The 21,208-nt window shown below is 70.2% G+C and carries 20 protein-coding genes; 2 read left to right on the plus strand and 18 right to left on the minus strand.

Features of this window, described 5'->3' with window-relative positions; genetic code table 11:
- On the plus strand, nt 1–693 hold a 693-nt coding region (locus tag Q0588_RS01760), incomplete at its 5' end, for a glutamate--tRNA ligase family protein (RefSeq protein WP_298743199.1).
- 66 nt (nt 694–759) lie between these two features.
- Nucleotides 760–2,061: a citrate synthase gene (gene gltA / locus Q0588_RS01765; RefSeq protein WP_298743201.1), complete on the plus strand. Its 1,302-nt coding sequence runs from the start codon at nt 760–762 to the stop codon at nt 2,059–2,061.
- Nucleotides 2,062–2,219: 158 nt separating this feature from the next.
- On the opposite strand, the gene lpxB is transcribed toward gltA, so the two are convergent.
- The 18 genes from lpxB to Q0588_RS01855 form a co-directional block, all read right to left on the minus strand.
- Nucleotides 2,220–3,389: a lipid-A-disaccharide synthase gene (gene lpxB, locus Q0588_RS01770; RefSeq protein WP_298743203.1), complete on the minus strand. Its 1,170-nt coding sequence runs from the start codon at nt 3,387–3,389 to the stop codon at nt 2,220–2,222.
- Nucleotides 3,386–4,216 carry a UDP-2,3-diacylglucosamine diphosphatase LpxI gene (lpxI, locus tag Q0588_RS01775; RefSeq protein ID WP_298743205.1) on the minus strand — a complete coding sequence of 277 codons (831 nt, stop codon included), beginning with the start codon at nt 4,214–4,216 and terminating at the stop codon, nt 3,386–3,388. The genes lpxB and lpxI overlap by 4 nt, the downstream gene beginning before the upstream one ends.
- The gene (gene lpxA, locus Q0588_RS01780; RefSeq protein WP_298743207.1) at nt 4,213–4,998 is read right to left on the minus strand and encodes an acyl-ACP--UDP-N-acetylglucosamine O-acyltransferase; all 786 of its coding nucleotides are present in this window, start codon (nt 4,996–4,998) and stop codon (nt 4,213–4,215) included. Before lpxA ends, lpxI begins: the two co-directional genes overlap by 4 nt.
- Nucleotides 4,998–5,474 (minus strand): 3-hydroxyacyl-ACP dehydratase FabZ, encoded by a 477-nt coding sequence (fabZ, locus tag Q0588_RS01785; protein WP_298743209.1) that lies wholly within the window; start codon nt 5,472–5,474, stop codon nt 4,998–5,000. The genes lpxA and fabZ overlap by 1 nt, the downstream gene beginning before the upstream one ends.
- Nucleotides 5,467–6,498 (minus strand): UDP-3-O-(3-hydroxymyristoyl)glucosamine N-acyltransferase, encoded by a 1,032-nt coding sequence (gene lpxD / locus Q0588_RS01790; RefSeq protein ID WP_298743211.1) that lies wholly within the window; start codon nt 6,496–6,498, stop codon nt 5,467–5,469. The genes fabZ and lpxD overlap by 8 nt, the downstream gene beginning before the upstream one ends.
- A gap of 1 nt (nt 6,499) precedes the next feature.
- Nucleotides 6,500–7,078, minus strand: a complete 579-nt coding sequence (locus Q0588_RS01795) for an OmpH family outer membrane protein (RefSeq protein ID WP_298743213.1) — start codon at nt 7,076–7,078, stop codon at nt 6,500–6,502.
- A gap of 34 nt (nt 7,079–7,112) precedes the next feature.
- On the minus strand, nt 7,113–9,536 hold the full coding sequence (bamA, locus tag Q0588_RS01800) for an outer membrane protein assembly factor BamA (RefSeq protein WP_298743215.1): 2,424 nt from the start codon (nt 9,534–9,536) through the stop codon (nt 7,113–7,115).
- A gap of 32 nt (nt 9,537–9,568) precedes the next feature.
- Nucleotides 9,569–10,786 (minus strand): RIP metalloprotease, encoded by a 1,218-nt coding sequence (locus Q0588_RS01805; protein ID WP_298743217.1) that lies wholly within the window; start codon nt 10,784–10,786, stop codon nt 9,569–9,571.
- Nucleotides 10,787–10,808: 22 nt separating this feature from the next.
- On the minus strand, nt 10,809–12,005 hold the full coding sequence (gene dxr, locus Q0588_RS01810) for a 1-deoxy-D-xylulose-5-phosphate reductoisomerase (RefSeq protein WP_298743219.1): 1,197 nt from the start codon (nt 12,003–12,005) through the stop codon (nt 10,809–10,811).
- Nucleotides 12,002–12,790, minus strand: coding sequence for a phosphatidate cytidylyltransferase (locus tag Q0588_RS01815; RefSeq protein WP_366872488.1), 789 nt, complete (start codon nt 12,788–12,790; stop codon nt 12,002–12,004). The genes dxr and Q0588_RS01815 overlap by 4 nt, the downstream gene beginning before the upstream one ends.
- Before the next feature lie 26 nt (nt 12,791–12,816).
- Nucleotides 12,817–13,572, minus strand: a complete 756-nt coding sequence (gene uppS / locus Q0588_RS01820) for a polyprenyl diphosphate synthase (RefSeq protein WP_298743222.1) — start codon at nt 13,570–13,572, stop codon at nt 12,817–12,819.
- Between the two features lie 32 nt (nt 13,573–13,604).
- Nucleotides 13,605–14,162, minus strand: a complete 558-nt coding sequence (gene frr, locus Q0588_RS01825; RefSeq protein WP_298743224.1) for a ribosome recycling factor — start codon at nt 14,160–14,162, stop codon at nt 13,605–13,607.
- Between the two features lie 29 nt (nt 14,163–14,191).
- Nucleotides 14,192–14,935, minus strand: a complete 744-nt coding sequence (gene pyrH / locus Q0588_RS01830) for a UMP kinase (RefSeq protein ID WP_298743226.1) — start codon at nt 14,933–14,935, stop codon at nt 14,192–14,194.
- A 131-nt stretch (nt 14,936–15,066) separates the two neighbouring features.
- Nucleotides 15,067–16,740, minus strand: coding sequence for a ribonuclease J (locus tag Q0588_RS01835; RefSeq protein WP_298743228.1), 1,674 nt, complete (start codon nt 16,738–16,740; stop codon nt 15,067–15,069).
- Nucleotides 16,737–17,519, minus strand: coding sequence for a type III pantothenate kinase (locus tag Q0588_RS01840; RefSeq protein ID WP_298743253.1), 783 nt, complete (start codon nt 17,517–17,519; stop codon nt 16,737–16,739). Before Q0588_RS01840 ends, Q0588_RS01835 begins: the two co-directional genes overlap by 4 nt.
- Complete coding sequence (locus Q0588_RS01845; RefSeq protein WP_298743255.1) at nt 17,516–18,274, minus strand: biotin--[acetyl-CoA-carboxylase] ligase; 759 nt, start codon at nt 18,272–18,274, stop codon at nt 17,516–17,518. The genes Q0588_RS01840 and Q0588_RS01845 overlap by 4 nt, the downstream gene beginning before the upstream one ends.
- Nucleotides 18,271–19,716: an NADH-quinone oxidoreductase subunit NuoN gene (nuoN, locus tag Q0588_RS01850; RefSeq protein ID WP_298743229.1), complete on the minus strand. Its 1,446-nt coding sequence runs from the start codon at nt 19,714–19,716 to the stop codon at nt 18,271–18,273. The genes Q0588_RS01845 and nuoN overlap by 4 nt, the downstream gene beginning before the upstream one ends.
- A 7-nt stretch (nt 19,717–19,723) precedes the next feature.
- Nucleotides 19,724–21,202 (minus strand): NADH-quinone oxidoreductase subunit M, encoded by a 1,479-nt coding sequence (locus Q0588_RS01855; RefSeq protein ID WP_298743256.1) that lies wholly within the window; start codon nt 21,200–21,202, stop codon nt 19,724–19,726.
- Nucleotides 21,203–21,208: the final 6 nt, after the last annotated feature.

A 21,208-nucleotide genomic window follows, 5' to 3' on the forward strand; every position in this document is an offset into this window, starting at 1 on the left:
CTGTCGAAGCGGCACGGGGCCCAGGCGGTGCACGAATACGCCGAGATGGGCTATCTGCCCGAGGCCATGCGCAACTACCTGGCCCGGCTGGGCTGGGCCCACGGCGACGACGAGCTGTTCTCGGACGCCCAGGCGGTCGAATGGTTCGACCTCTCCGGCATCGGCCGGGCCCCGGCGCGGCTGGACTTCGACAAGCTGGCCCACGTCAACGCCCACTGGATCCGGCTGGCCGATGACGACCGGCTGGCCAAGCTGACCCTCGACGTCCACCTGGCCCGGGGACACGCGCTCGGGCCCGACGACGAGGTCCGCCTGACCCGGGCCATGCCGTTCGTGAAGGACCGGGCCAGGACCACGCTCGAGCTGGCCGACCAGACCGCCTTCGTGCTCAAGACCCGTCCGATCGCCATCGCCGCCAAGGCCCGCGAGAGCCTGGGCGGTGACGACGGGCGGCGAATCGGCCGGCTTCGCGACCGGTTGGCCCTGTTCGAGAGCTGGGACGTGTTCGCGCTGGAGGCCGAGCTCAAGGTCTTCGCGCAGGAGGAAGGCGTCGGCTTCGGCAAGATCGGGCCGGCGGCCCGCGCGGCGCTGACCGGCGGTTCGACCTCGCCGGACATCGCCAGGACGCTGGCCGCCCTGGGGCGGCAGGAAAGCCTCGGGCGTTTGAATGATGCGCTGCAACAGACTATCTGACTTCCGTACTGAAACGCGACCCGCCGCCTCCCTTGCGCGAGGCCGCCGTCTGACCCAGGGGCTCTCATGACTGAACTCGCCAAACCCGCCGGCTCGGCCACTCTCACCTATGGCGAAAAGTCCGTGGAATTGCCGGTGCTGGCGGGTTCGACAGGCCCCGACGTGATCGACATCCGCAAGCTGTACGCCGCGACCGACGCCTTCACCTACGACCCCGGCTTCACCTCGACCGCCTCGTGCGAGAGCGCCCTGACCTTCATCGACGGCGACAAGGGCATGCTGCTGCACCGCGGCTATCCGATCGACCAGCTGGCCTCGAAGTCGAACTTCGTCGAGGTCTGCCACCTGCTCCTGCACGGCGAGCTGCCGACCGCCTCGCAATACGAGGCGTTCGAGCGCAACATCACCATGCACACCATGCTGCACTCGCAGTTCGACCGCTTCTTCGAGGGCTTCCGCCGCGACGCCCACCCGATGGCGATCATGGTCGGGACGGTCGGGGCGCTGTCGGCGTTTTATCACGACAGTCTGGACATCCATGACCCGGTGCAGCGGAACATCTCGGCCATCCGGCTGATCGCCAAGATGCCGACCATCGCGGCGCGGGCCTATAAATACCACATCGGCCAGCCGTTCGTGTCGCCGCGCAACGACCTGAGCTACGCCGAGAATTTCCTGCGCATGTGTTTCGCGGTGCCGGCCGAGGACTATGAGGTCAATCCGGTGCTGGCCCGGGCCATGGACCGCATCTTCATCCTGCACGCCGACCACGAGCAGAACGCCTCGACCTCGACGGTGCGCCTGGCCGGATCGTCGGGCGCCAATCCGTTCGCCTGCATCGCCGCCGGCATCGCCTGCCTGTGGGGTCCGTCGCACGGCGGGGCCAACGAGGAGGCCCTGAACATGCTCGGGGAGATCGGTTCGCCGGAGCGGATCCCCGAATTCATCGAGGGGGTGAAGGCCAAGAAATACAAGCTGATGGGCTTCGGTCATCGCGTGTACAAAAACTACGATCCGCGCGCCAAGGTGATGAAGGAGAGCGCCGACGAGGTGCTCGAGGCGGTCGGCGATCCGAACGACCCGCTGTTCCAGGTGGCCAAGGAACTGGAGCGGATCGCCCTCAACGACGAGTATTTCATCGAGCGCAAACTGTTCCCGAACGTCGACTTCTATTCCGGCATCACCCTGTCGGCCATGGGCTTCCCGACCTCGATGTTCACCGTGCTGTTCTCGCTGGCCCGTACGGTCGGCTGGATCGCCCAGTGGCAGGAGATGATCGGCGACCCGACCCAGAAGATCGGCCGCCCGCGCCAGCTCTACACCGGCCCGACCGAGCGCGATTTCGTCCCGATCCAGGACCGGGGCTGAGGCCTCGAAGCGACCGGGACAGGCGGGACTCCCGTCCAAGACATTCGGGCGAGACAATCGCGACATCGGGAGCGGCACAACAGGGACAAGGCCGCGACATTCGTGACATGATCAACGGACGGCGCCGGGGCGAAAGCCCGGGCGGCGCCTCCCCGACCTTATCGGCCCTGCTTCGCCGCGATCACCCTCAGCACCGCGTCCGCCGCGATCTCCGAAGGGTCCCTGCCCTCCCGGCCCATCAGGTCCAGCGCCGCCGTCTGGCGGGCGGCCTGGCCGGCGCGGGCCTCGGGATCGGCCAGCAACCGCCCGGCCTCGGCCGCCAGCTTCTCCGGGGTGGCGTCGTCCTGGATCAGCTCGCGGGCGATCTCCTCGTCCGCCGCGTGGTTGAACAGGGTCGCGTATTTGCCGGTGAAGAACGGCTTCATGATCGCGTAGCTGAGCGGCTGGAACCGGTAGGAGATGACCATGGGCACGCCCGCCAGGGCCAGTTCGGTGGAGACCGTGCCGCTGGTCGCCAGGGCGACGGTGGCGGCCTTCATGGCCGAGTATTTCTCGGCCTCGGGGACCAGATGGGCCCGGAACGGCCATGAGGCGACCTCGGCGGCGACGCGGTCGGCCACCGCCCCGGCCGCCACCACGGCGACCTCCAGCGTCGGGTCGGCCTTCTTCAGGCGGACGACGGCGGCTTCGTAGACCGGGGTCATCAGCCGGATCTCGGACCGGCGGCTGCCGGGCAGGACCAGCAGCAGCGGCGCGGCGGCGGCGATGCCCCGGGCCGCGCGGAAGGCGGCCGGGTCGGCGCCGCCCATGTCGACGTGCAGGGCCTGGGAGCCGACGACCGTGGTCGGCAGGCCCTCGCGCTCGAACCACGGCGCGTCGAAGGCGTAGAGGGCCAGCAGATGATCGACCGAGGCGGCCAGCGTCCGGGCCCGCCCCGGCCGCGAGGCCCAGACCTGCGGACCGACGTATTTGATCAGCGGGGTGTGCGGGAGCCGGGCGCGGATCGCCCGGGCGACGCGGATGGTGAAGCCCCAGCTGTCGATCAGCACGACCGCGTCCGGCCGTTCGGCCGCGGCCAGGGCCGCGGTCTCCGCCACCCGCCGCCTGACCACGCCATAGGCCCTGAGCCCCTCAAGCCAGCCCAGCACGGACAGGTCGGTGATGTCAAAGGGACTGGCCACCCCGGCCTCGGCCATCCGGGCCCCGCCGACGCCGACGAACATCACCTCGTCCCCCAGCCGGGCCTTGAGCGCGTCGGCCAGGCCCGCCCCGAGCGCGTCGCCCGAGGCCTCGGCGGCGACCAGCATGATCTTGAGCGGCCGGGTCATCGGGTCTCGCCCCAGACGAACAGGCCGAGGCGGTCGGCCGCCTCGATGATGGCGGGGCGGTCGATCAGGATCAGTCGGCCGGCGACGCCGCCGACCCCCGCCAGCCCGGCCGCGGCGGCCAGCTCGAGGGTCCGCGCGCCCATGACCGGCATGTCGACCCGCAGGTCCTGGATCGGCTTTGGGACCTTGCCGAGCGCGCCCTTGCGGTCGGCGCCGGAGCCCCTGAGGTCGACCGGCAGGCCGGCGACCCGCACCAGCATGGCGTCGGTGCCCTCCTGGGCCTCGACCGCCAGCACCAGGCCGTCGCACACCACCGCCCCTTGTCCGATGTCGAGTTCACCTGTTTTTTCCGCTACATGTAGAGCTTTCTTCAGATCCGCCAACTGCTCCGGGGTCGGTTTGACCGCGCCGAGCGGACCGGCCGGCAGGGTCTCGCCGCCGAGGATGTCGTCGGCCCCCTCGATGGCGTAGCCCTCGGCCTCGAACAGCGACAGGATCTTGCGCAGCAGGGCGTCGTCGCCCTGGGCGGCGGCGGCGACGATGCCGGGCAGCAGGATCGCGCCCCTGAAGTCGGGCTTCAGCGTCTTGAAGTCGGGCCGGCTGACCGTGCCGGCGAAGCAGACGGCGTCGCAGCCGGCCTTTTTCAGCGCCGCCAGCACCCGGCCGATCTCGGCCATGCCCGCATCGACGCCCGGATAACGGGCCAGATGCGGGTCGGCGAAGCCGGTCAGCCGGACCACGAACACCGGCCGGCCCTCGGCCTCGCAGCGGGCCGCCACCGACAGCGGCAGGGCCCCGCCCCCGGCGATCAGACCAAGCCTGCTCATTGGTCCGGCAGGGCCACGGGGCGCCGGGCGTCTTCGCGGATGAAGGCGATGATCTCCTGGACCTCGGGCAGGTCCGCATAGGCGACGGCGGCGCGGTCCAGCCGCGCCGCGAACAGGCCCCCGGCCTCGAAGATGTCGCGATAGGCCGCCAGCAGCCGCCGGAGCGCGTCCTTGCCGTAGCCCTTGCGCTTCAACCCGATCAGGTTGAGGCCGTGCAGGCGCACGTGATTGCCCCAGGCCGAGCCGTAGGGGATCACGTCGCGGGTCACCGCCGACAGGCCGCCGACGATGGCCCCCTGGCCGATGCGTCCGAACTGGTGCACCGCCGCGAGGCCGCCCAGGAAGACGCGATCGCCGATCCGGGCGTGTCCGCCGAGGGTGGCGTTGTTGGCGAAGGTGACGTGGTCGCCGACCACGCAGTCGTGGCCGACATGGGCGCCGACCATGAACAGGCCGTTCGAGCCGACGGTGGTCAGCTTCCGGTCGCCCGGCGTGCCCCGGTTGAAGGTGCAATGTTCGCGGATGGTGTTGCCATCGCCGATCTCCAGCGCCACCGGCTCGCCCTGGTAACCGCCATGCTGGGGGTCTCCTCCCAGGAGGCAGAAGGGGTGGATGGTCGTTCCGGCGCCGACCGTGGTGTCCTGCTGGATCACCACATGGGCGGCGACCCTGACCCCGTCGCCGAGAACCACATTGGGCCCGACGATGGTCCAGGGCCCGATTTCGACACCCTCTCCCAGCCGGGCCGCGGGGTCTATCTGGGCGGTCGGGTGAATCGCCATCAGCCGGCCGGCTCCTCGACGGTGACCACCATGGCGGCGAAGTCGGCCTCGGCGGCCAGCCTGCCGTCGATGAAGGTCTCGCCGCGGAATTTGAAGACATCGCCGCGCTGCCTGGTCACCACCACCTTCATGCGCAGCTGGTCGCCCGGCCGGGCCGGCTTGCGGAAGCGGACGCCGTCGATCGACATGAACATGATGACCTTGCCCTCGACGGCGACGTCCAGGGTCTTGGACATCATCAGCGCGCCGGTCTGGGCCATGGCCTCGACGATCATCACCCCCGGCATCACCGGATCGATCGGGAAATGGCCGGGGAAATAGGGTTCGTTGTGGGTGACGTTCTTGATGCCGGTGATCGAGGTTCCGGAGACGAAGTCCTCGGCCCGGTCGACGAGGAGAAAGGGATAGCGATGCGGCAGGCGGCGCATCACCTCGGCGTAGCCGATGGCTTCCCCGGCGGCGGTTTCGTCAGTCATCCCGGCCCTTCCTCGCGCCTGCCTTTCCGGACGCCTGTTTGGCGAGCCAGACCGCTTCACGCAAGGACTGCCGGAGGGGTTTCGCCGGATAGCCCGACCAGGTCTCGCCGGCCGGAATGTCCTGGAGCACGCCGGCCCCGGCCGCCACCCGCGCCCCCTCGCCGATGCTCAGGTGGTCGCCGACCCCGGCCTGGCCGCCGAACATCACGCCGTCGCCGACGGTCACCGAGCCCGACAGGCCGGTGTGGGCCGCCATCAGGCAGTTGCGGCCGACCACGCAATTGTGGGCGATCATGCACAGGTTGTCGATCTTGGTGTTCTCGCCGATCACCGTGTCGTCATAGGCGCCGCGGTCGATGCAGGTGTTGGCGCCGACGCTGACGCCGTCCTGCAGGATCACCCGCCCCAGCTGCGGCACGTCGACGGGACCGGCGTGCGATCCGGCCGCGCCGAAGCCCGGCTCGCCGATGCGGGCCCCGGAAAGGATGCGGACGCGATCCCCGATCAGGGCGAAGCCGACGGTGACGTTGGAGCCGACGACGCAGTCGCGGCCGATCTGCACGCCGGGCCCGATCACCGTATGGGCGCCGATCCGGCTGCCGCGGCCGACGCGGGCGCCGGGGCCGAGCACCACGCCGGGTTCGAACACCACGGTGTCGTCCTCGGCGACCGCCTCCGGCGCGGCGGCGCGGGTCAGGGCCAGCGGCCGATGGAACAGCAGCGAGGCCCGGGCCCAGGCGGCCTGGGCCTCGGCCGAGACGATGACGGCGGCCCCGGGCGGGGCGGCCTCGACCGCGGTCGCGGGAACGATGACGCAGGCCGCGGCGCTGGCCGACAGCGCCGGCAGGTAGCGGCGGTCGCCCAGAAAGGCCACCTCGCCCGGGCCGGCGACGGCCAGCGGCGCGACGGCGGAGACCGTCCGGTCCCCGCCGCGCGCGAGCGCGCCCCCGATCCGCTCCGCGAGCTCACCGACCGTCAGGGCCGGCGACGGCTCGAAGAACCGCGCATCGGGGCCTCGGCCCATGTTACTGGGCCGGCTGCTGGGCCGGCACCGCCATGCGGGTGAACGACAGCGACGGCAGGGCCGCGTTGACGCGCTGGATCGCCGCCTCGGTGATGTCCATGGCCGGATTGACCCGGAGGACGGTCTCGCGCGAGATCAGGATGCCGCAGCCGCGTTCGGCGTAGAGCGCCAGGATGACCGGATCGGCCGCCTCGGCGATCTGCTGGAGCTGCACCGCCTGGGTGTAGCGCAGTTCGTTGTCGCGGGTCTGGGCCAGCTGGCGGGCCTCCTGGACGCGGGTGTTCAGCGCCTGTTCGCGCTGGGCGAACTGATCCTGGGGGATCGTGCTCCGGCCCTGCTGCAGGGCCTGGACCTCGCCCTGGACGAACTGCTCGAACGGGGCGAGCTCGGTCTGGACCTCCTGTCCGAGGCGCTGCATGCCGGCGGCGACCGACTGGCCGGCGGTCGACTGGGCGAGCAGACGGTCGTGGTGATAGACGCAGACGCCGGGGATCGCGGGCCCGAAATTCTGGTCCTGGGCCGAAGCCGCCGAGGCGGTCAGCATGGCGAGGGCGAAGGCGCCGAGTGCGAGGGTTTTCATGGTCAAAGCCTTTGAGCGGGCGAAGGCCCGTCGGTTAGAACTGGGTTGAGGTCGAGAAGCGGAAGGTCTCGGTCTTGTCGTACTCTTCCTTGCCGAGAACATGGCTGAGATCGAAGCGGATCGGCCCCATCGGCGAGCGCCAGTGGATGCTGACGCCGGCGGAGGCGCGCAGGTCCAGCTCGTCGACGATGCGGTCGCTGGGCGTGCCGTCCGGATTGAGGGTGTAGCGGTCGTCGAGCAGGCCGACGGTGCCGACGTCGGCGAACAGCGAGGTGCGGATGCCGTATTCCTCCGGCAGGCCGTTGGGGACGGTCAGCTCGACCGTGCCGATGGCGTAGAAATTGCCGCCCAGGGCGTCGGTGCTGAGCAGGTCGCGCGGGCCGATGCCGGCGGTTTCGAAGCCGCGGAAGCTGTTGCCGCCCTTGAAGAAGCGGTCGTTGATGCGGATCGGGTCGCCGCCCCAGCCGGAGACATAGCCGGTCGAGGCGGTGGTGCTGACCACCCACTCCGGCGCGATGCCCCAATAGGCCGAGACCTCGGCCTCGGTCTTCACATAGTTCACGTCCCCGCCGATGCCGGCGAAATCCTGGATCAGCCGGCCGGTCCAGCCCCGGGTCGGGCGCAGCGGATCGTTGCGGCGGTCGACGAACAGGGTGTAGCCGGCCGAGGAATTGAGGAAGGAGCCGACCTGGTCGCACAGGGCGTTGGAGCCGCCGGTGGAGCCGCTGCAGAAATTGGCGGGGACGATGATCTCGTCCGACTTCAGGAAATAGCGGGTGCTGAACAGGGTGTAGGCGTTCAGCGGATAGGACAGGCGCACGCCGCCGCCGGTCGAGCGATAGTCGTACGACGAATATTTGCTGAGGTCGTAGCGCGAATGGAAGGCGTCGAAGCCGGCGCGCAGGTCGCGGCCGAGGAATTTCGGCTCGGTGAAGCGGAAATCGACCTGCTGGCGCAGCGACCCCCATTCGACCCGGGCGACGACGTTCTGGCCGCGGCCGCGGAAATTGCGCTCGGTGATGCCGAGATTGACGACGAAGGAGTCGACCGAGCTGAAACCGGCGCCGACGGACAGTTCGCCGGTCGGCTGTTCGGTGACCGCGACGTTGACGACGGAGCGGTCCGGGGCCGAGCCGCGCGCCTCCTCGACGGTGACGTCCTTGAAGAAGCCGAGCCCCCGCAGATTGTTGCGCGAGCGCTCGAGCAGGGTGCGGTTGAAGGCGTCGCCCTCGCTCAGCATCATCTCGCGGCGGATGACGTTGTCGAGGGTGCGGGTGTTGCCGAGGATGTTGATGCGGTCGACGTAGACGCGCTGGCCTTCCTTCACATTGAAGGTGACGTCGACGGTGTCGGTCTCGGGATTGGCCTGGTAGGTCGGCTCGATCTCGACGAAGGCGTAGCCGGCCGAACCGGCCGCGAAGGTCAGGGCGTCGACGGCCGCCTCGATCTTGTCGCTCTCATAGAGCTGGCCGGTCCGGATCGGCAGCAGCAGCTTGAGGAAGTCGGGATTCAGCCGGTCGTTCTCGGTGACCACGTCGATCGCGCCGAAATTGTAGCGGTCGCCCTCGTCGAGGGTGATGGTGATGCCGAAGGCGCTGTCGTCGGGGGCCAGCTCGGCGACCGCCGACAGCACCCGGAAATCATAATAGCCGCGGTTGGTGTAGAATTTCCGCAGCTGCTCCCGGTCGTAGTCGAGCCGGTTGGGGTCGTAGTTGTCGTTGGAGGTGAAGAATTTCCACCACACCGACCGCTCGGTGACCATGACGTCCTGCAGGTCGCCGTCCGAGAAGGCGGTGTTGCCGAGGAAGGTGATGGCGCGCACCCCGGTCTCCGGCCCCTCGTCGATCTCGAAGACGACGTCGACGCGGTTCTGGTCGAGCTGGACCAGCTTGGGCGTGACCGTGGCCGAGATGCGGCCCGACAGGCGGTACAGTTCGACGATCTTGCCGACGTCCTCCTGGACCCGGGCGCGGGTGTAGATGCCGCGCGGACGCAGCGTCACCTCCTCGCGCAGCTTGGTCTCGGCGATGGCGGCGTTGCCCTCGAACACCACCTGGTTGATGATCGGGTTCTCGACGATCTCGACGATCAGGTCGCCGTTCGGCTGCACGCCCAGCTGGACGTCGGCGAACAGCTGGGTCCGGGTCAGGGTGCGCACGGCGACGTCCAGCACGGCGTCGTCGACCGTGTCCCCCGGCTGGATCGGCAGGTAGGACAGCACCGTGGTCTGGTCGATGCGCTGGTTGCCGCGCACCAGGATGCGGTTGACCTGGACGCGCTGCGCCTCGGCGGGCGGCGGGGCCTCCCGGGCCGGCTCGATCACGATGGTCGGGGCCGGCGCGGCCGCCGGCGCGGTCTGGGCCAGCGCCGGGCCGGACAGGCCGGCCGCGGCCGCGAGGGCCAGCAGGCTCGGGCCGAGGCCGCGGGCGAAACGAAGGGACGCGTCTTGTCGGATCATGCGGGAAACCATCGGGGGCTGGCGTCGGCTCGTCATGCGAGCCCGCCGAGGAAGGTGAACAGGCCGTTTTTCTGCAGGTCGTTCCAGGTGGCGAACAACATCAATCCCGCCAGCAAAGCAAGGCCGACGCGATAGCCGACCTCCTGAACCCGCGCCGGGACGGGCCTGCGCGCCACAGCCTCATAGCCGTAGAACAGAAGGTGGCCCCCGTCGAGAACCGGGATCGGCAACAGATTCACGACGCCGATGCCGATCGAGACCAGGGCGGCGAAGCTGAGGAAGGTCAGCGCCAGGTTGGCGGCCATCCAGCCGGGATCGGGATTGGCGGCCACGGCCTGCCGGGTCACGCCGCCGGCCGCCTTGGCGATGCCGATCGGGCCGTTGAGCAGGTCGCCCGACTCCTTGCCCGTGAAGATGCGGCCGACGTAGGTCGCCGTCGTGCCGACCGTGGAGCCGATGGTTCCGGCGCCCTTGGCGAAGGCCTCGACGGGGTCGAGGCGGCGGAAGCGGTAGTCGTCGGCGACCAGCGGCCCCATGGCCAGGCCGATGCGGGCCACCCGGACCCGGCCGGCGATGTCGTCGTCCTCGAGGCGGCGTTCCGGGGTGGCGGTCAGCGTCACCGGCCGGTCGGCGCGCCGGACCGTGAAGGTCACCGGGTCGCCGGCGCTGAGCATGACGATGCGGGTGACCTCGGCGGTCTCCACGACCGGGCGGCCGTTGACGGCCACGATCAGGTCGCGCGGCTGGAAGCCGGCGGCGGCGGCCGGGGAGCCGGCCGCCACCGCGGCCACGCGCGGGGCGATGATCCGCTCGCCGACGACGCTGAACAGCACCGTGAACAGCACCAGGGCCAGCAGGAAGTTCGCCGCCGGTCCCGCCGCCACGATCAGGGCCCGCTGCCAGACCGGCTTGAAATGGAAATAGTCGCGTTCGGCCCCGGGGCCGTTCTCGGCGACGACACGCTGGCGCAGCTCCGCCAGCCCGGCCTGGTCCGGGACGCTGGACGGGTCGAGGTCGCCCGAGAATTTGACGTAGCCGCCCAGCGGCAGCCAGGCGATCCGCCATTCGGTCCCGCGCCGGTCGGTCCGGCTGACGACGGTCCTGCCGAAGCCGACCGAGAAGCGGTCGACCTTCACCCCGAAGGCGCGGGCGACGAGGAAATGACCCAGTTCGTGGATGGTGACGATGAACGTCAGCACCAGCAGGAACGGGACGATGTAGAGCAGCGCCTGGCCCAGGAAGCCCGTCATGCCGATTGATATCCTCCGCCGTTCAGGCCGCCGCGGCCAGACCCCGGACGATCGACTCCGCCTCCCGCCGCGCCTGCGCGTCCACGGCCAGGGCCGCATCGCAGGCGTTGCGGGAACCGGAATCCACCCCCGAGGCCGTCACGCGCGACAAGGTGTCGGCGACGACTGCGGCAATATTGAGAAAGGCCAGGCGGCGGTCAAGAAACGCCAGGGCCGCCACCTCGTTGGCCGCATTGAACACGACCGGGGCGGATCCGCCCGCCCGCAGCGCCTCGCGGGCCAGTTTGAGGGCCGGGAAGCGGGCCTCGTCGGGGGCCTCGAAGGTCAGCCGGCCCAGCGCCGCCAGATCCAGCTTCGGCGCCGGCCAGGCGATGCGCTCCGGCCAGGCCAGGGCGCAGGCGATCGGCGTCTTCATGTCCGGCGGCCCGAGCTGGGCCAGGGTCGAGCCGTCGATGTATTCGACCATGCTGTGGATGATCGATTCCGGATGCACGACGACGTCGATCCGGTCGACGGGCATGGCGAACAGATAGGCCGCCTCGATCACCTCGAGCCCCTTGTTGGCCATGGTGGCGCTGTCGACCGAGATCTTGGCCCCCATGCTCCAATTGGGGTGGGCCACGGCCTGTTCCGGCGTGATCCCGGCCAGGGCCTCGGGCGGCGTGGTCCGGAACGGACCGCCGGACGCCGTCAGGACCAGCTTCCGGACCTGTTCGGGCGCGTCGTGGGGAAACACCTGGAAGATCGCCGAATGCTCCGAGTCGACCGGGATCAGCCGCCCGCCCGCGCGCCGCACCCGATCGATCAGGGGGGGGCCGCAGCAGACCAGGCTCTCCTTGTTGGCCAGGGCCAGGGTGGCCCCGGTCGCCGCCGCCGCCCAGGCCGAGCGCAGGCCGGCGGCGCCGACGATGGCGGCCATGATCCAGTCGGCGGGCCGGGACGCGGCCTCGATGACGGCCGCCTCTCCGGCCGCGGCCTCGATCCCGGTGCCGGACAGCGCCTCCCGCAGCGCGTCGAGCCGGGCGGGATCGGCGGTGACCGCCAGCCTCGGCTTCCAGCGCCGCGCCTGCTCGGCCAGCCGGGCGACATTGGCGCCCCCGGTCAGGGCCTCGACCTCGAAGACGCCGGCGCCGCCGGCTTCGGCCTGCGCCATCAGCTCCAGCGTCGAGGCGCCGACCGAGCCGGTCGCCCCCAGAACCGTGACGCGGCGGCGGATCACGCGCCCGCTCCGAAGACGCCGAACAGCAGCCGGCCGCAGGCCACCACCACGACGGCGAACATCAGCCCGTCGACGCGGTCGAGCAGGCCCCCATGCCCCGGGATCAACTTGCCCGCGTCCTTGACGCCATAGCGCCGCTTGAGGGCCGACTCCCACAGATCGCCGGCCATGGTCGCGAGGGCCGCGCCGAGGCCGAGAACCGCGCCCCAGCCGGGTCCGATGCCGAGATCCAGCCAGGTCGCCAGCCAGGCCCCGGCCCCGGTCCCGGCGGCGAGTCCGCCGAGGAAGCCCGACCACGTCTTGTTCGGCGAGAAGCGCGGCCACAATTTCGGCCCGCCGACCAGGTTGCCCGTCAGATAGGCCATGATGTCCGACGCCCAGGCGATGGCGAAGGCCGACACCGTCCAGGCGAGGCCGCCGGCGGACGAGCCGTCGCGCAGCCAGATCAGCAGGATGGCCGGCCAGCCGAGATAGAACACGCCGTAGGCCGCATCCAGCGCCTCCTGCCCCCGGCTGCGCGCGAACAGGCCGGCGGCGGCGGCGCAGAACACCAGCATGACCAGGGCCAGGGACAGTTGCTCGACATGGGCCGAGATCACCGACGCGAACAGGCCGAAGGCCACGGCCCCGGCCATCGGCCGCCAGGCCGAGGCCGCGCTCATCATCGCCCATTCCGCCGCCAGCAGGGCGCAGGCCAGCAGCATCAGGGCGAGGAACCACCCCCCGCCGGCCCAGATGCCGAGCACCGCCGCCGGCGCCAGCACCACGGCGGACGCCGCCCTCATCCCTATGTCGCCGGCCCGTACCGCCATCAGCCGGCCGCGAGCGCGGGCGCGGCGGCCAGGCCCCCGAAGCGCCGGTCCCGGTTGCGATACTGGGCGACGACGTCGGCGAGCGCCTCGGGGCCGTAGTCGGGCCACAGCACGTCCTGGAAGACCAGTTCGGCGTAGGCGGCTTCCCAGAGCAGGAAGTTGGACAGGCGCTGCTCGCCCGAGGTGCGCACGATGACGTCCACGGGCGGCCCGCCGGCCGTGGACAGGCCGAGGCCCAGGGCGTCCTCGTCGAGCGGACCGGTCGCCTCCCCGGCCCGGACCCGTTCGAGATACCGCCGGGCGGCGTCGACGATGTCGGCCCGGCCGCCGTAGTTGAAGGCCACCTGAAGCAGGAATTTGTCGTTGTGGGCGGTGCTGGCCTCGGTCCGCCCGACGATCTCGGCGATGTCGTCGGGCAGGCCCGCGCGTCGGCCGAGAATGCGCACCCGCACGCCCTCGCGCTCCAGCCGCTTCAGGTCGCTGGCGACATAGGCGCGGACCAGCCCCATCAGGTCGGAGACCTCCTCGGCCGGGCGCCGCCAGTTCTCGGTGGAGAAGCCGAACACCGTCAGGCAGCGGATGCCCAGGGCCGGCGCGGCCTGCACGGTGCGCTTCAGCGCCTGGACGCCCTCGCGATGGCCCATGGTCCGCGGCAGGCCGCGCGCCTGCGCCCAGCGGCCATTGCCGTCCATGATCAGGGCGACGTGGCGCGGCCCGTCCGGCGCGGGCTGGGGATCAAGGGGTTCGACGGGCATGACCGGCGCGTATCCTACGGCAAAAGGCGCCGTCAAACCTGCATGATCTCAACTTCCTTGGCCTTCAAGGTCTCGTCGATACGCTTGATGGCCGCGTCGGTGTCCTTCTGCACCTCGGCCTCCATCCTCTTCTGCTCGTCCTGGCTGATCTCCGAGGCCTTCTCGGCCTTCTTCAGATCGTCGTTGGCGTCGCGGCGGACGTTGCGGACGGCGATCTTCTGCTGCTCCGCGTATTTGCCGGCCAGCTTGACCAGATCCTTGCGGCGCTCCTCGGTCAGCGGCGGGATCGGGATGCGCAGGGTCTGGCCGTCGACGATCGGATTGAGCCCGAGGCCGGCGGCGCGGATGGCCTTCTCGACCGGGCCCACCATGCCCTTGTCCCAGACGCTGACCGAGATCATCCGCGGCTCGGGCACGCTGATCGCGGCGACGGAGTTCAGCGGCGCCGTGGAGCCGTAGGCCTCGACCTGCACGGGGTCGAGCAGGCCGGTGTTGGCGCGGCCGGTGCGCAGGCCGGAGAATTCCTCCTTCAACGCCGCGACCGCCTTGTCCATGCGTTCGCGGTAGCTCTTGAGATCAGGCTTGGCCATGGTCTTTTCTCTCGTTCTCGAAGGGCTTGTCAGGCTGACTTGGCGTTGGAGGTGATGACGGTGAAGGTGCCTTCGCCGGTCAGGGTCCTGCGCAGGGAGCCGTTCTCGCGGATCGAAAAGACCACGATCGGAATGCCCGAGTCCCGCATCAGGGCGATGGCCGAGGCGTCCATGACCCTGAGATCCTTCGCCAGCACGTCGTGATAGCTGAGGGTGTCGTAGCGGGTGGCGGTGGCGTCCTTCTTCGGGTCGGCGGTATAGACGCCGTCGACGCTGGTGCCCTTCAGCAGGGCGTCGCAGCCCATTTCGGCGGCGCGCAGGGCGGCTCCGGAATCGGTGGTGAAGAAGGGCGCGCCGACCCCGGCGGCGAAGATCACCACCCGGCCCTTCTCGAGATGGCGCAGGGCCCGGCGGCGCACATAGGGTTCGGCCACCGCGTTCATGGTCAGGGCGCTCTGCACCCGCGTCTGGACGCCGATCTTCTCCAGCGCCGCCTGCATGGCCAAGGCGTTCATCACCGTCGCCAGCATGCCCATGTAGTCGGCCGTGGCGCGGTCCATGTCGCCGGCGGCCTTGCTCAGCCCGCGGAAGATGTTGCCGCCGCCGATAACGAGGCAGATTTCGACCCCCTCGCGGGCGACCTGGGCCACCGCCTCGGCGACCGTGGCCACGGTCTTCATGTCGATGCCGTAGGCCTGATCGCCCATCAGCACCTCGCCCGAAACCTTCAGCAGGACGCGCTTGTAGAGGAACTCGGGCGGGGCGTCGGGCATGGAGGGTCCTTGGGCAGAGGAATCGGCTCCTTATAGGAAGGCGCGCGCCGGGTTCAAAGGGCCAGGCGGGATTCCGTGCCCCCGGGCGCCGTCGTTCCCGGCTCCGGGCCGGGGACGACGGGCGAGCCGGATCACAGCCTCAGGACGATGGTCTCGACGATCGGCCGCCGGTCCCAGATCTGCTGGCTGGCCTTCTTGAGCGCGCGCGAGACGGCCTGTTCGATGACCAGTTCGTCGTTCAGCGCCTCGCCCTTCAGCTTCATCACCGCCGCCTCGGCGCGTTCGGCCAGGTCGTCGAGGGCCTCGCCCAGCGGCGCTTCCTCGTCGCCCGGCAGGCCGATGGCGCGCACGTCGATGTCGCTGACGATCCTGCCGCGCCGGTCCATGGCGAAGCTGACGATCAGCACCCCGTTGGTCGAGGCGTGGCGGCGCTCGTGCAGGGCCTCGCCCTGTTCGGTGACCAGCCGGCCGCCGTCGACATAGAGCCGGCCGCTCGGCACCTCGTCGATGATGGCGGCGGGCCCGGGGGCGAGCCGGACCATGTCGCCGTTGCGCGGCGTCACCGTCTCGGGCACGCCGATGTCCCTGGCCAGGTTGGCGTGCTCGGCCAGGTGGCGGCGCATGCCGTGGGTCGGGACGGCGATCCTCGGCCGGGCCCAGGCGTACATCTGGCGCAGTTCCTCGCGGCAGGGGTGGCCGGAGACGTGGATGCCGGGATGGTCCTTCTCCGTGTAGATGCGCACGCCGCGGTCGGTCAGCCTGTCCTGCAGACGGCCGATCGACAGCTCGTTGCCCGGGATCACCCGTGACGAGAAGATGCAATGATCGCCGCGGCTCAGCTTGATGTACGGGTGGGTGCCCTCGGCCACCCGCGACAGGGCGGCGCGCGGCTCGCCCTGGCTGCCGGTGCACAGGTACAGGATCTCGTCGGCCGGCCAGACGCGGGCCTCCTGTTCCGACAGGAAGGGCTTGAGGTCCTGCATCATGCCGACATGTTTGGCCGCCGAGGTGATGCGGTGCATCGACCGTCCGGCCAGCGACACGCGCCGCCCGGCCGCCTCGGCGGCGCGGATGACGCTGTCCATCCGCGCCACGTTCGAGGCGAAACAGCCGACCGCGATCCGGCCCTTCAGACCGCCGATCAGCTCGGCCAGGGCGTCGCGCACCGTGCCCTCGGAGCCGGCCACGCCGTCGACGAAGACGTTGGTCGAATCGCAGACCATGGCCAGCACGCCCTCGTCGCCGAGGCGTGAGATGGCCCCGGAATCGGTGACGCCGCCGATGATCGGGTCGTCGTCGATCTTCCAGTCGCCGGTGTGCAGCACCGTGCCCAGCGGCGTGCGGATGGCCAGGCCGTTCGGCTCGGCGATCGAATGGGTCATGGTGATGAAGTCGACCGTGAACGGTCCGACGTCGATCGTGCCGCCCAGCGGCGTCTCGATGATCTCGACCTGGTCGAGGATGCCCGCCTCGCGCAGCTTCTCGCGGATCAGGAAGGCGGTGAACGGGGTGGCGTAGAGCGGCGCCTTCATGCGCGGCCACAGCCATCCGAGCGCGCCGATGTGGTCCTCGTGCGCGTGGGTCAGGACGATGCCGCGGATGGTCTCGCCCTCGAGAAAGGCGGGATCCGGCACGATCACGTCGACGCCGGGGGTCGACAGGTCGCCGAAGGTCACGCCGACGTCGACGACGATCCACTGGCGGTCGTTCTCCGGCCCGTAGCCGTAGAGATTGAGGTTCATACCGATCTCGCCCGACCCGCCGAGCGGCAGGAAGACGAGTTCGTCGCTGGTTGATTTTTTCATGCGCCCTTGATGTGGGTGTTCCGCCGCCAGATTTCGAGGAGGCCGCGGATGGTCAGGTCCGGATCGAACCGGTCGATGGAATCGGTCGCGCCCTCGAACAGCGAGGCGACGCCGCCGGTTCCGATGACGGTCATGGGCTTGCCCCACTCCGCCTTGATGCGCGCCACCAGCCCCTCGATCAGGGCGACATAGCCCCAGAAGACGCCGGATTGCATGTTGGTGACGGTGTCCCTGCCGATCACCCGCTCTGGCCGCTGGATGGCGATGCGCGGCAGCATCGCCGCCGCCTCGTGCAGGGCCTGCAGGCTGAGGTTGATGCCGGGGGCGATGGCGCCGCCCTCGAAGGCCCCGTCGGCGGCGACCACGTCGAAGGTGGTGGCCGTGCCGCTGTCGACGATGATCAGGTCGCCGGGATAGGCGAGATGGGCGCCGATGGCGTTGACCAGCCGGTCGGCGCCGGCCTCGCTCGGCTTGAGGATGCGGACCGCGATGCCGAGGTCGACATTGTCGCCGATGACCAGGGGCTCGACGTTGAGATAGCGGCGCGACAGGTTGCGCAGGTTGAAGATCGACTGCGGCACCACGCTGGATATGATGCAGCCGTCCAGCTGGCCGATCGACAGGCCGCGCATGGACAGCAGCTGGCTCAGCCAGACCGCGTATTCGTCGGCCGTGCGGCTGGCCTCGGTGGCCGTGCGCCACTGGGCCGACCACCGGGCCCCGTCGTGGATCGCGAACAGCGTGTTGGTGTTGCCCTGCTCGATGGCCAGTAGCATCAGCCCGCCTCCCCGAAGAATACGTCGCCGGCCGAGATCAGCCGCAGGCGGCCGTCCGCCAGCCTGAGTTTCAGCGCCCCGTCCGGGGTCACCCCCTCGGCCCGGCCCTCGACCGTCTCATGGCCCAGCCGCGCCGTCGCCGGCCCGTGGAGTCCGGCGGCCCGGGCCCGCCAGGCGTCGAGCACCGGCTCGAAGCCGAGCCGCTCCCAGCGCTCCAGCCAGACGGCGAAGGCCTCGGCCAGGCGGCGCGCCGCCGCCTCGACGCCGGGGACGGCGGCGACCCCGGCGGCGAGGTGCTGCGCCAGGGCCGCGGCCGGGCGTTCCATGCCTTCGGGGGCGTGGGCCAGGTTGACGCCGACGCCGACCGCCAGCCACAGGCCGCCGCCCGGATGGCCCCCGGACTCGACCAGCACCCCGGCCGCCTTGTCGCCGGCCAGCATCACGTCATTGGGCCATTTGATGCTCACCAGCGACGGCGGCGCGAAGGCGTCCAGCAGGTCGGCCACAGCCAGCGCCGCCACGAATGTCACCTGCGCCGCCTCGGCCGGCGGCCGGCGGGTGGTCGTCAGCAGGGTGGCGAACAGGTTGCCGGCGTCGCCTTCCCAGGCCCGGCCGCGCCGGCCGCGGCCGGCGCTCTGGCGGCGGGCGACGATCCACAGCGGCCCGGTCTCGCCGGCCTCGGCCCGACGACGGGCCTCCGCATTGGTGGAGTCGGTCTGGTCGAGCAGCAGGACGGGCGCGGCCGAAGCCACCGTCAGCCCGCCCCGTAGCCGACCGCCGCCGCCCGCGCGAAGGGCTCCAGCCAGGTCAGGGCGATCATCACCAGCGGGAAGGAGAACAGGGCCGCGGCGACGGCGACGGTCTTCGCCTCCACCGGCGAGCGGTCGATCGCTTCGACGCCCTCCGGGGCCGGATCGAACCACATCAGCTTGATGATGCGCAGATAGTAGAAGCCGGCCACGACCGAGGCGACGAGGCCGGCGGCGCCCGCCATCCAGTAGCCCGCGTCGGCGGCCGCGCCGAACACCGCCCACTTGCCCCAGAAGCCGGACAGCGGCGGCATGCCCAGCACCGACAGCGACAGCACGGTCAGGGCCAGCGCCGTCACCGGCCGGTCCCTGCGCAGGCCGGCGAAATCCTGGATGCGGCGGATGGGACGGCCATTGCGGCCCAGCGACAGGATGACGGCGAAGAAGCCGAACTGGTCGACGACGTACAGGGTCATGAACAGCAGCATGGCCTGGACGCCCAGCGTCGTGCCGGCGGCGATGCCGAGCAGGGCGTAGCCGATGTTGGCGATCGACGAATAGGCCAGCAGCCGCTGCAGATCCTTCTGCACCAGGCCGCCGAAGGCCCCGACCGCGAAGGAGATCAGCGAGATCAGGATCAGCACCTGGGCCCACTGGTCGTGCGAGCCGGCGAAGGCGCCTTCCAGGGTGCGGGCGATCAGCACCATGGCCGCGACCTTGGGGGCGGTGGCGAACAGGGCCACGACCGGCGTCGGCGCGCCCTCGTAGACGTCGGGCGTCCACATGTGGAAGGGCGCCGCGGACACCTTGAAGGCCAGGCCGCAGATCAGGAAGACCAGGCCGAAGATCAGGCCCGGCGACGGACTGGCCGCGGCGTAGGCGGCGATCTCGTCGAACCGCATCGAGCCGGTGAAGCCATAGATCAGGCTGGCGCCGTAGAGCAGCAGGCCGGACGACAGGGCCCCGAGCACGAAATATTTCAGGCCCGCCTCGGACGCCTTGAGGTCGTCGCGGTGGAAGGCGGCCAGCACATAGAGGGCCAGGGAATGCAGCTCGATGCCGACATAGAGCGAGATCAGGTCGCCCGACGACGCCATCATCCCCATGCCGGCCGAGGCCAGCACGATCAGGATGGGATATTCGAAGCGGGCGATGCGGGCACGCTTCATCCAGCCGTCGCCGAGCACGATGGCCACGGCGCTGGACAGGAAGATCAGCGCCTTGCCGTAGACGGCCAGCGGATCGGCCACATAGGCGCCGCCGAAGGCGCGGCCGAGCGGGCCGGTGACGGCCAGGGCGGCGGCGGCGACCAGCAACAGCACCGACAGGACGGAGACGAGGCGCGCGCTCCTCTCGCCGGCGAAGGCGCCGATCATCAGCAGCACGAGGCCGCCGAGCGCGAGCGCGGCTTCCGGGGCCGAAAGGTGAAGGGCGGAGATCAGATCGGGCATCATGGTCTCACCCGCCGATCGCAAGTTGATAGGCGGAGGTCAGGGCCTCGACCGAGGCGGCGGTGTAGTCCAGCACCAGGCCGGGCTGCACGCCCAGCCAGATCGTGCCGAGGATCAGCGGGACGAAGATCAGCAGCTCGCGCCGGTCGACGTCGGTGATGGCCTTCATGGCCGGATTGGTGATCTCGCCGAACATGACGTTCCGATACAGCGTCAGGGCGTAGACCGCCGAGAAGATCACCCCCGAGGCTGCGAACAGGGCCGTCCAGGTCGAGACCTGGTAGACGCCGGTCATGGTCAGGATCTCGCCGATGAAGCCCGAGGTGCCCGGCAGGCCGACATTGGCCATGGTGAACAGCATGAAGATGGCCGCGAACCAGGGCATCCGCGCGGTCAGGCCGCCGTAGAGGGCGATCTCGCGGGTGTGCATGCGGTCGTAGACCACGCCGACGCAGAGGAACAGCGCGCCCGAGATCAGGCCGTGGCTCAGCATCTGGAACACCGCCCCCTGCACGCCCTGGTCGTTGCCGGCGAAGACGCCCATGGTCACGAAGCCCATGTGCGCCACCGACGAATAGGCGATCAGCTTCTTCATGTCGGTCTGCCGGAAGGCGACCAGCGAGGTGTAGACGATGGCGATGGCCGACAGGCCGAAGACCAGCGGCGCGAACATCTCGGACGCCAGGGGGAACATCGGCAGGTTGAACAGCAGGAAGCCGTAGCCGCCCAGCTTCAGCAGGATGCCCGCGAGGATGACCGAACCCGCCGTCGGCGCCTGGACGTGGGCGTCCGGAAGCCAGGTATGCACCGGCCACATCGGCATCTTGACCGCGAACGAGGCGAAGAAGGCCAGCCAGAGCAGCGGCTGCGCCTCGGCGGAGAAGGCGTATTCCTTGAGCGTCGGAATGCTGGTGGTGCCGGTCTCGGCCGCCATCCACAGCATGGCCAGCAGCATCAGGACCGACCCAAGCAGGGTGTAGAGGAAGAATTTGTAGGCCGCGTAGATGCGGTTCGCCCCGCCCCACACCCCGATGATGATGAACATCGGCACCAGGGTGCCTTCGAAGAAGATGTAGAACAGGAACAGATCCAGCGCCGTGAACACGCCGATGCACAGCGTCTCCAGCACCAGGAAGGCGATCATGTAGTCGACCACCCGGTCCTTGATCGTGGTCCAGCTGGCGAGGATGCACAGCGGCATCAGGAAGGCGGTCAGCAGCACGAACAGGATCGAAATCCCGTCCACGCCCATGTGGTATTCCGCGCCCGCGAACCAGACATAGCGCTCGACGAATTGATAGGCCGGGCTCGAGGCGTCGAAGCCCGCGACCAGCACGCCCGAGACGGCCAGGGTCGCCAGCGTGGTGACCAGGGCGATCCAGCGCGCCGCGCCGGCGGCCTCGCCCCTGCCCAGCAGGCGGGCGAGCAGGATCAGGCCCGCGCCGACCAGCGGCAGGAAGGTGACGACGCTCAGGATGAAGGGGATCTGGGG

This window comes from uncultured Brevundimonas sp., from assembly GCF_937870815.1.
Lineage (GTDB): Bacteria > Pseudomonadota > Alphaproteobacteria > Caulobacterales > Caulobacteraceae > Brevundimonas.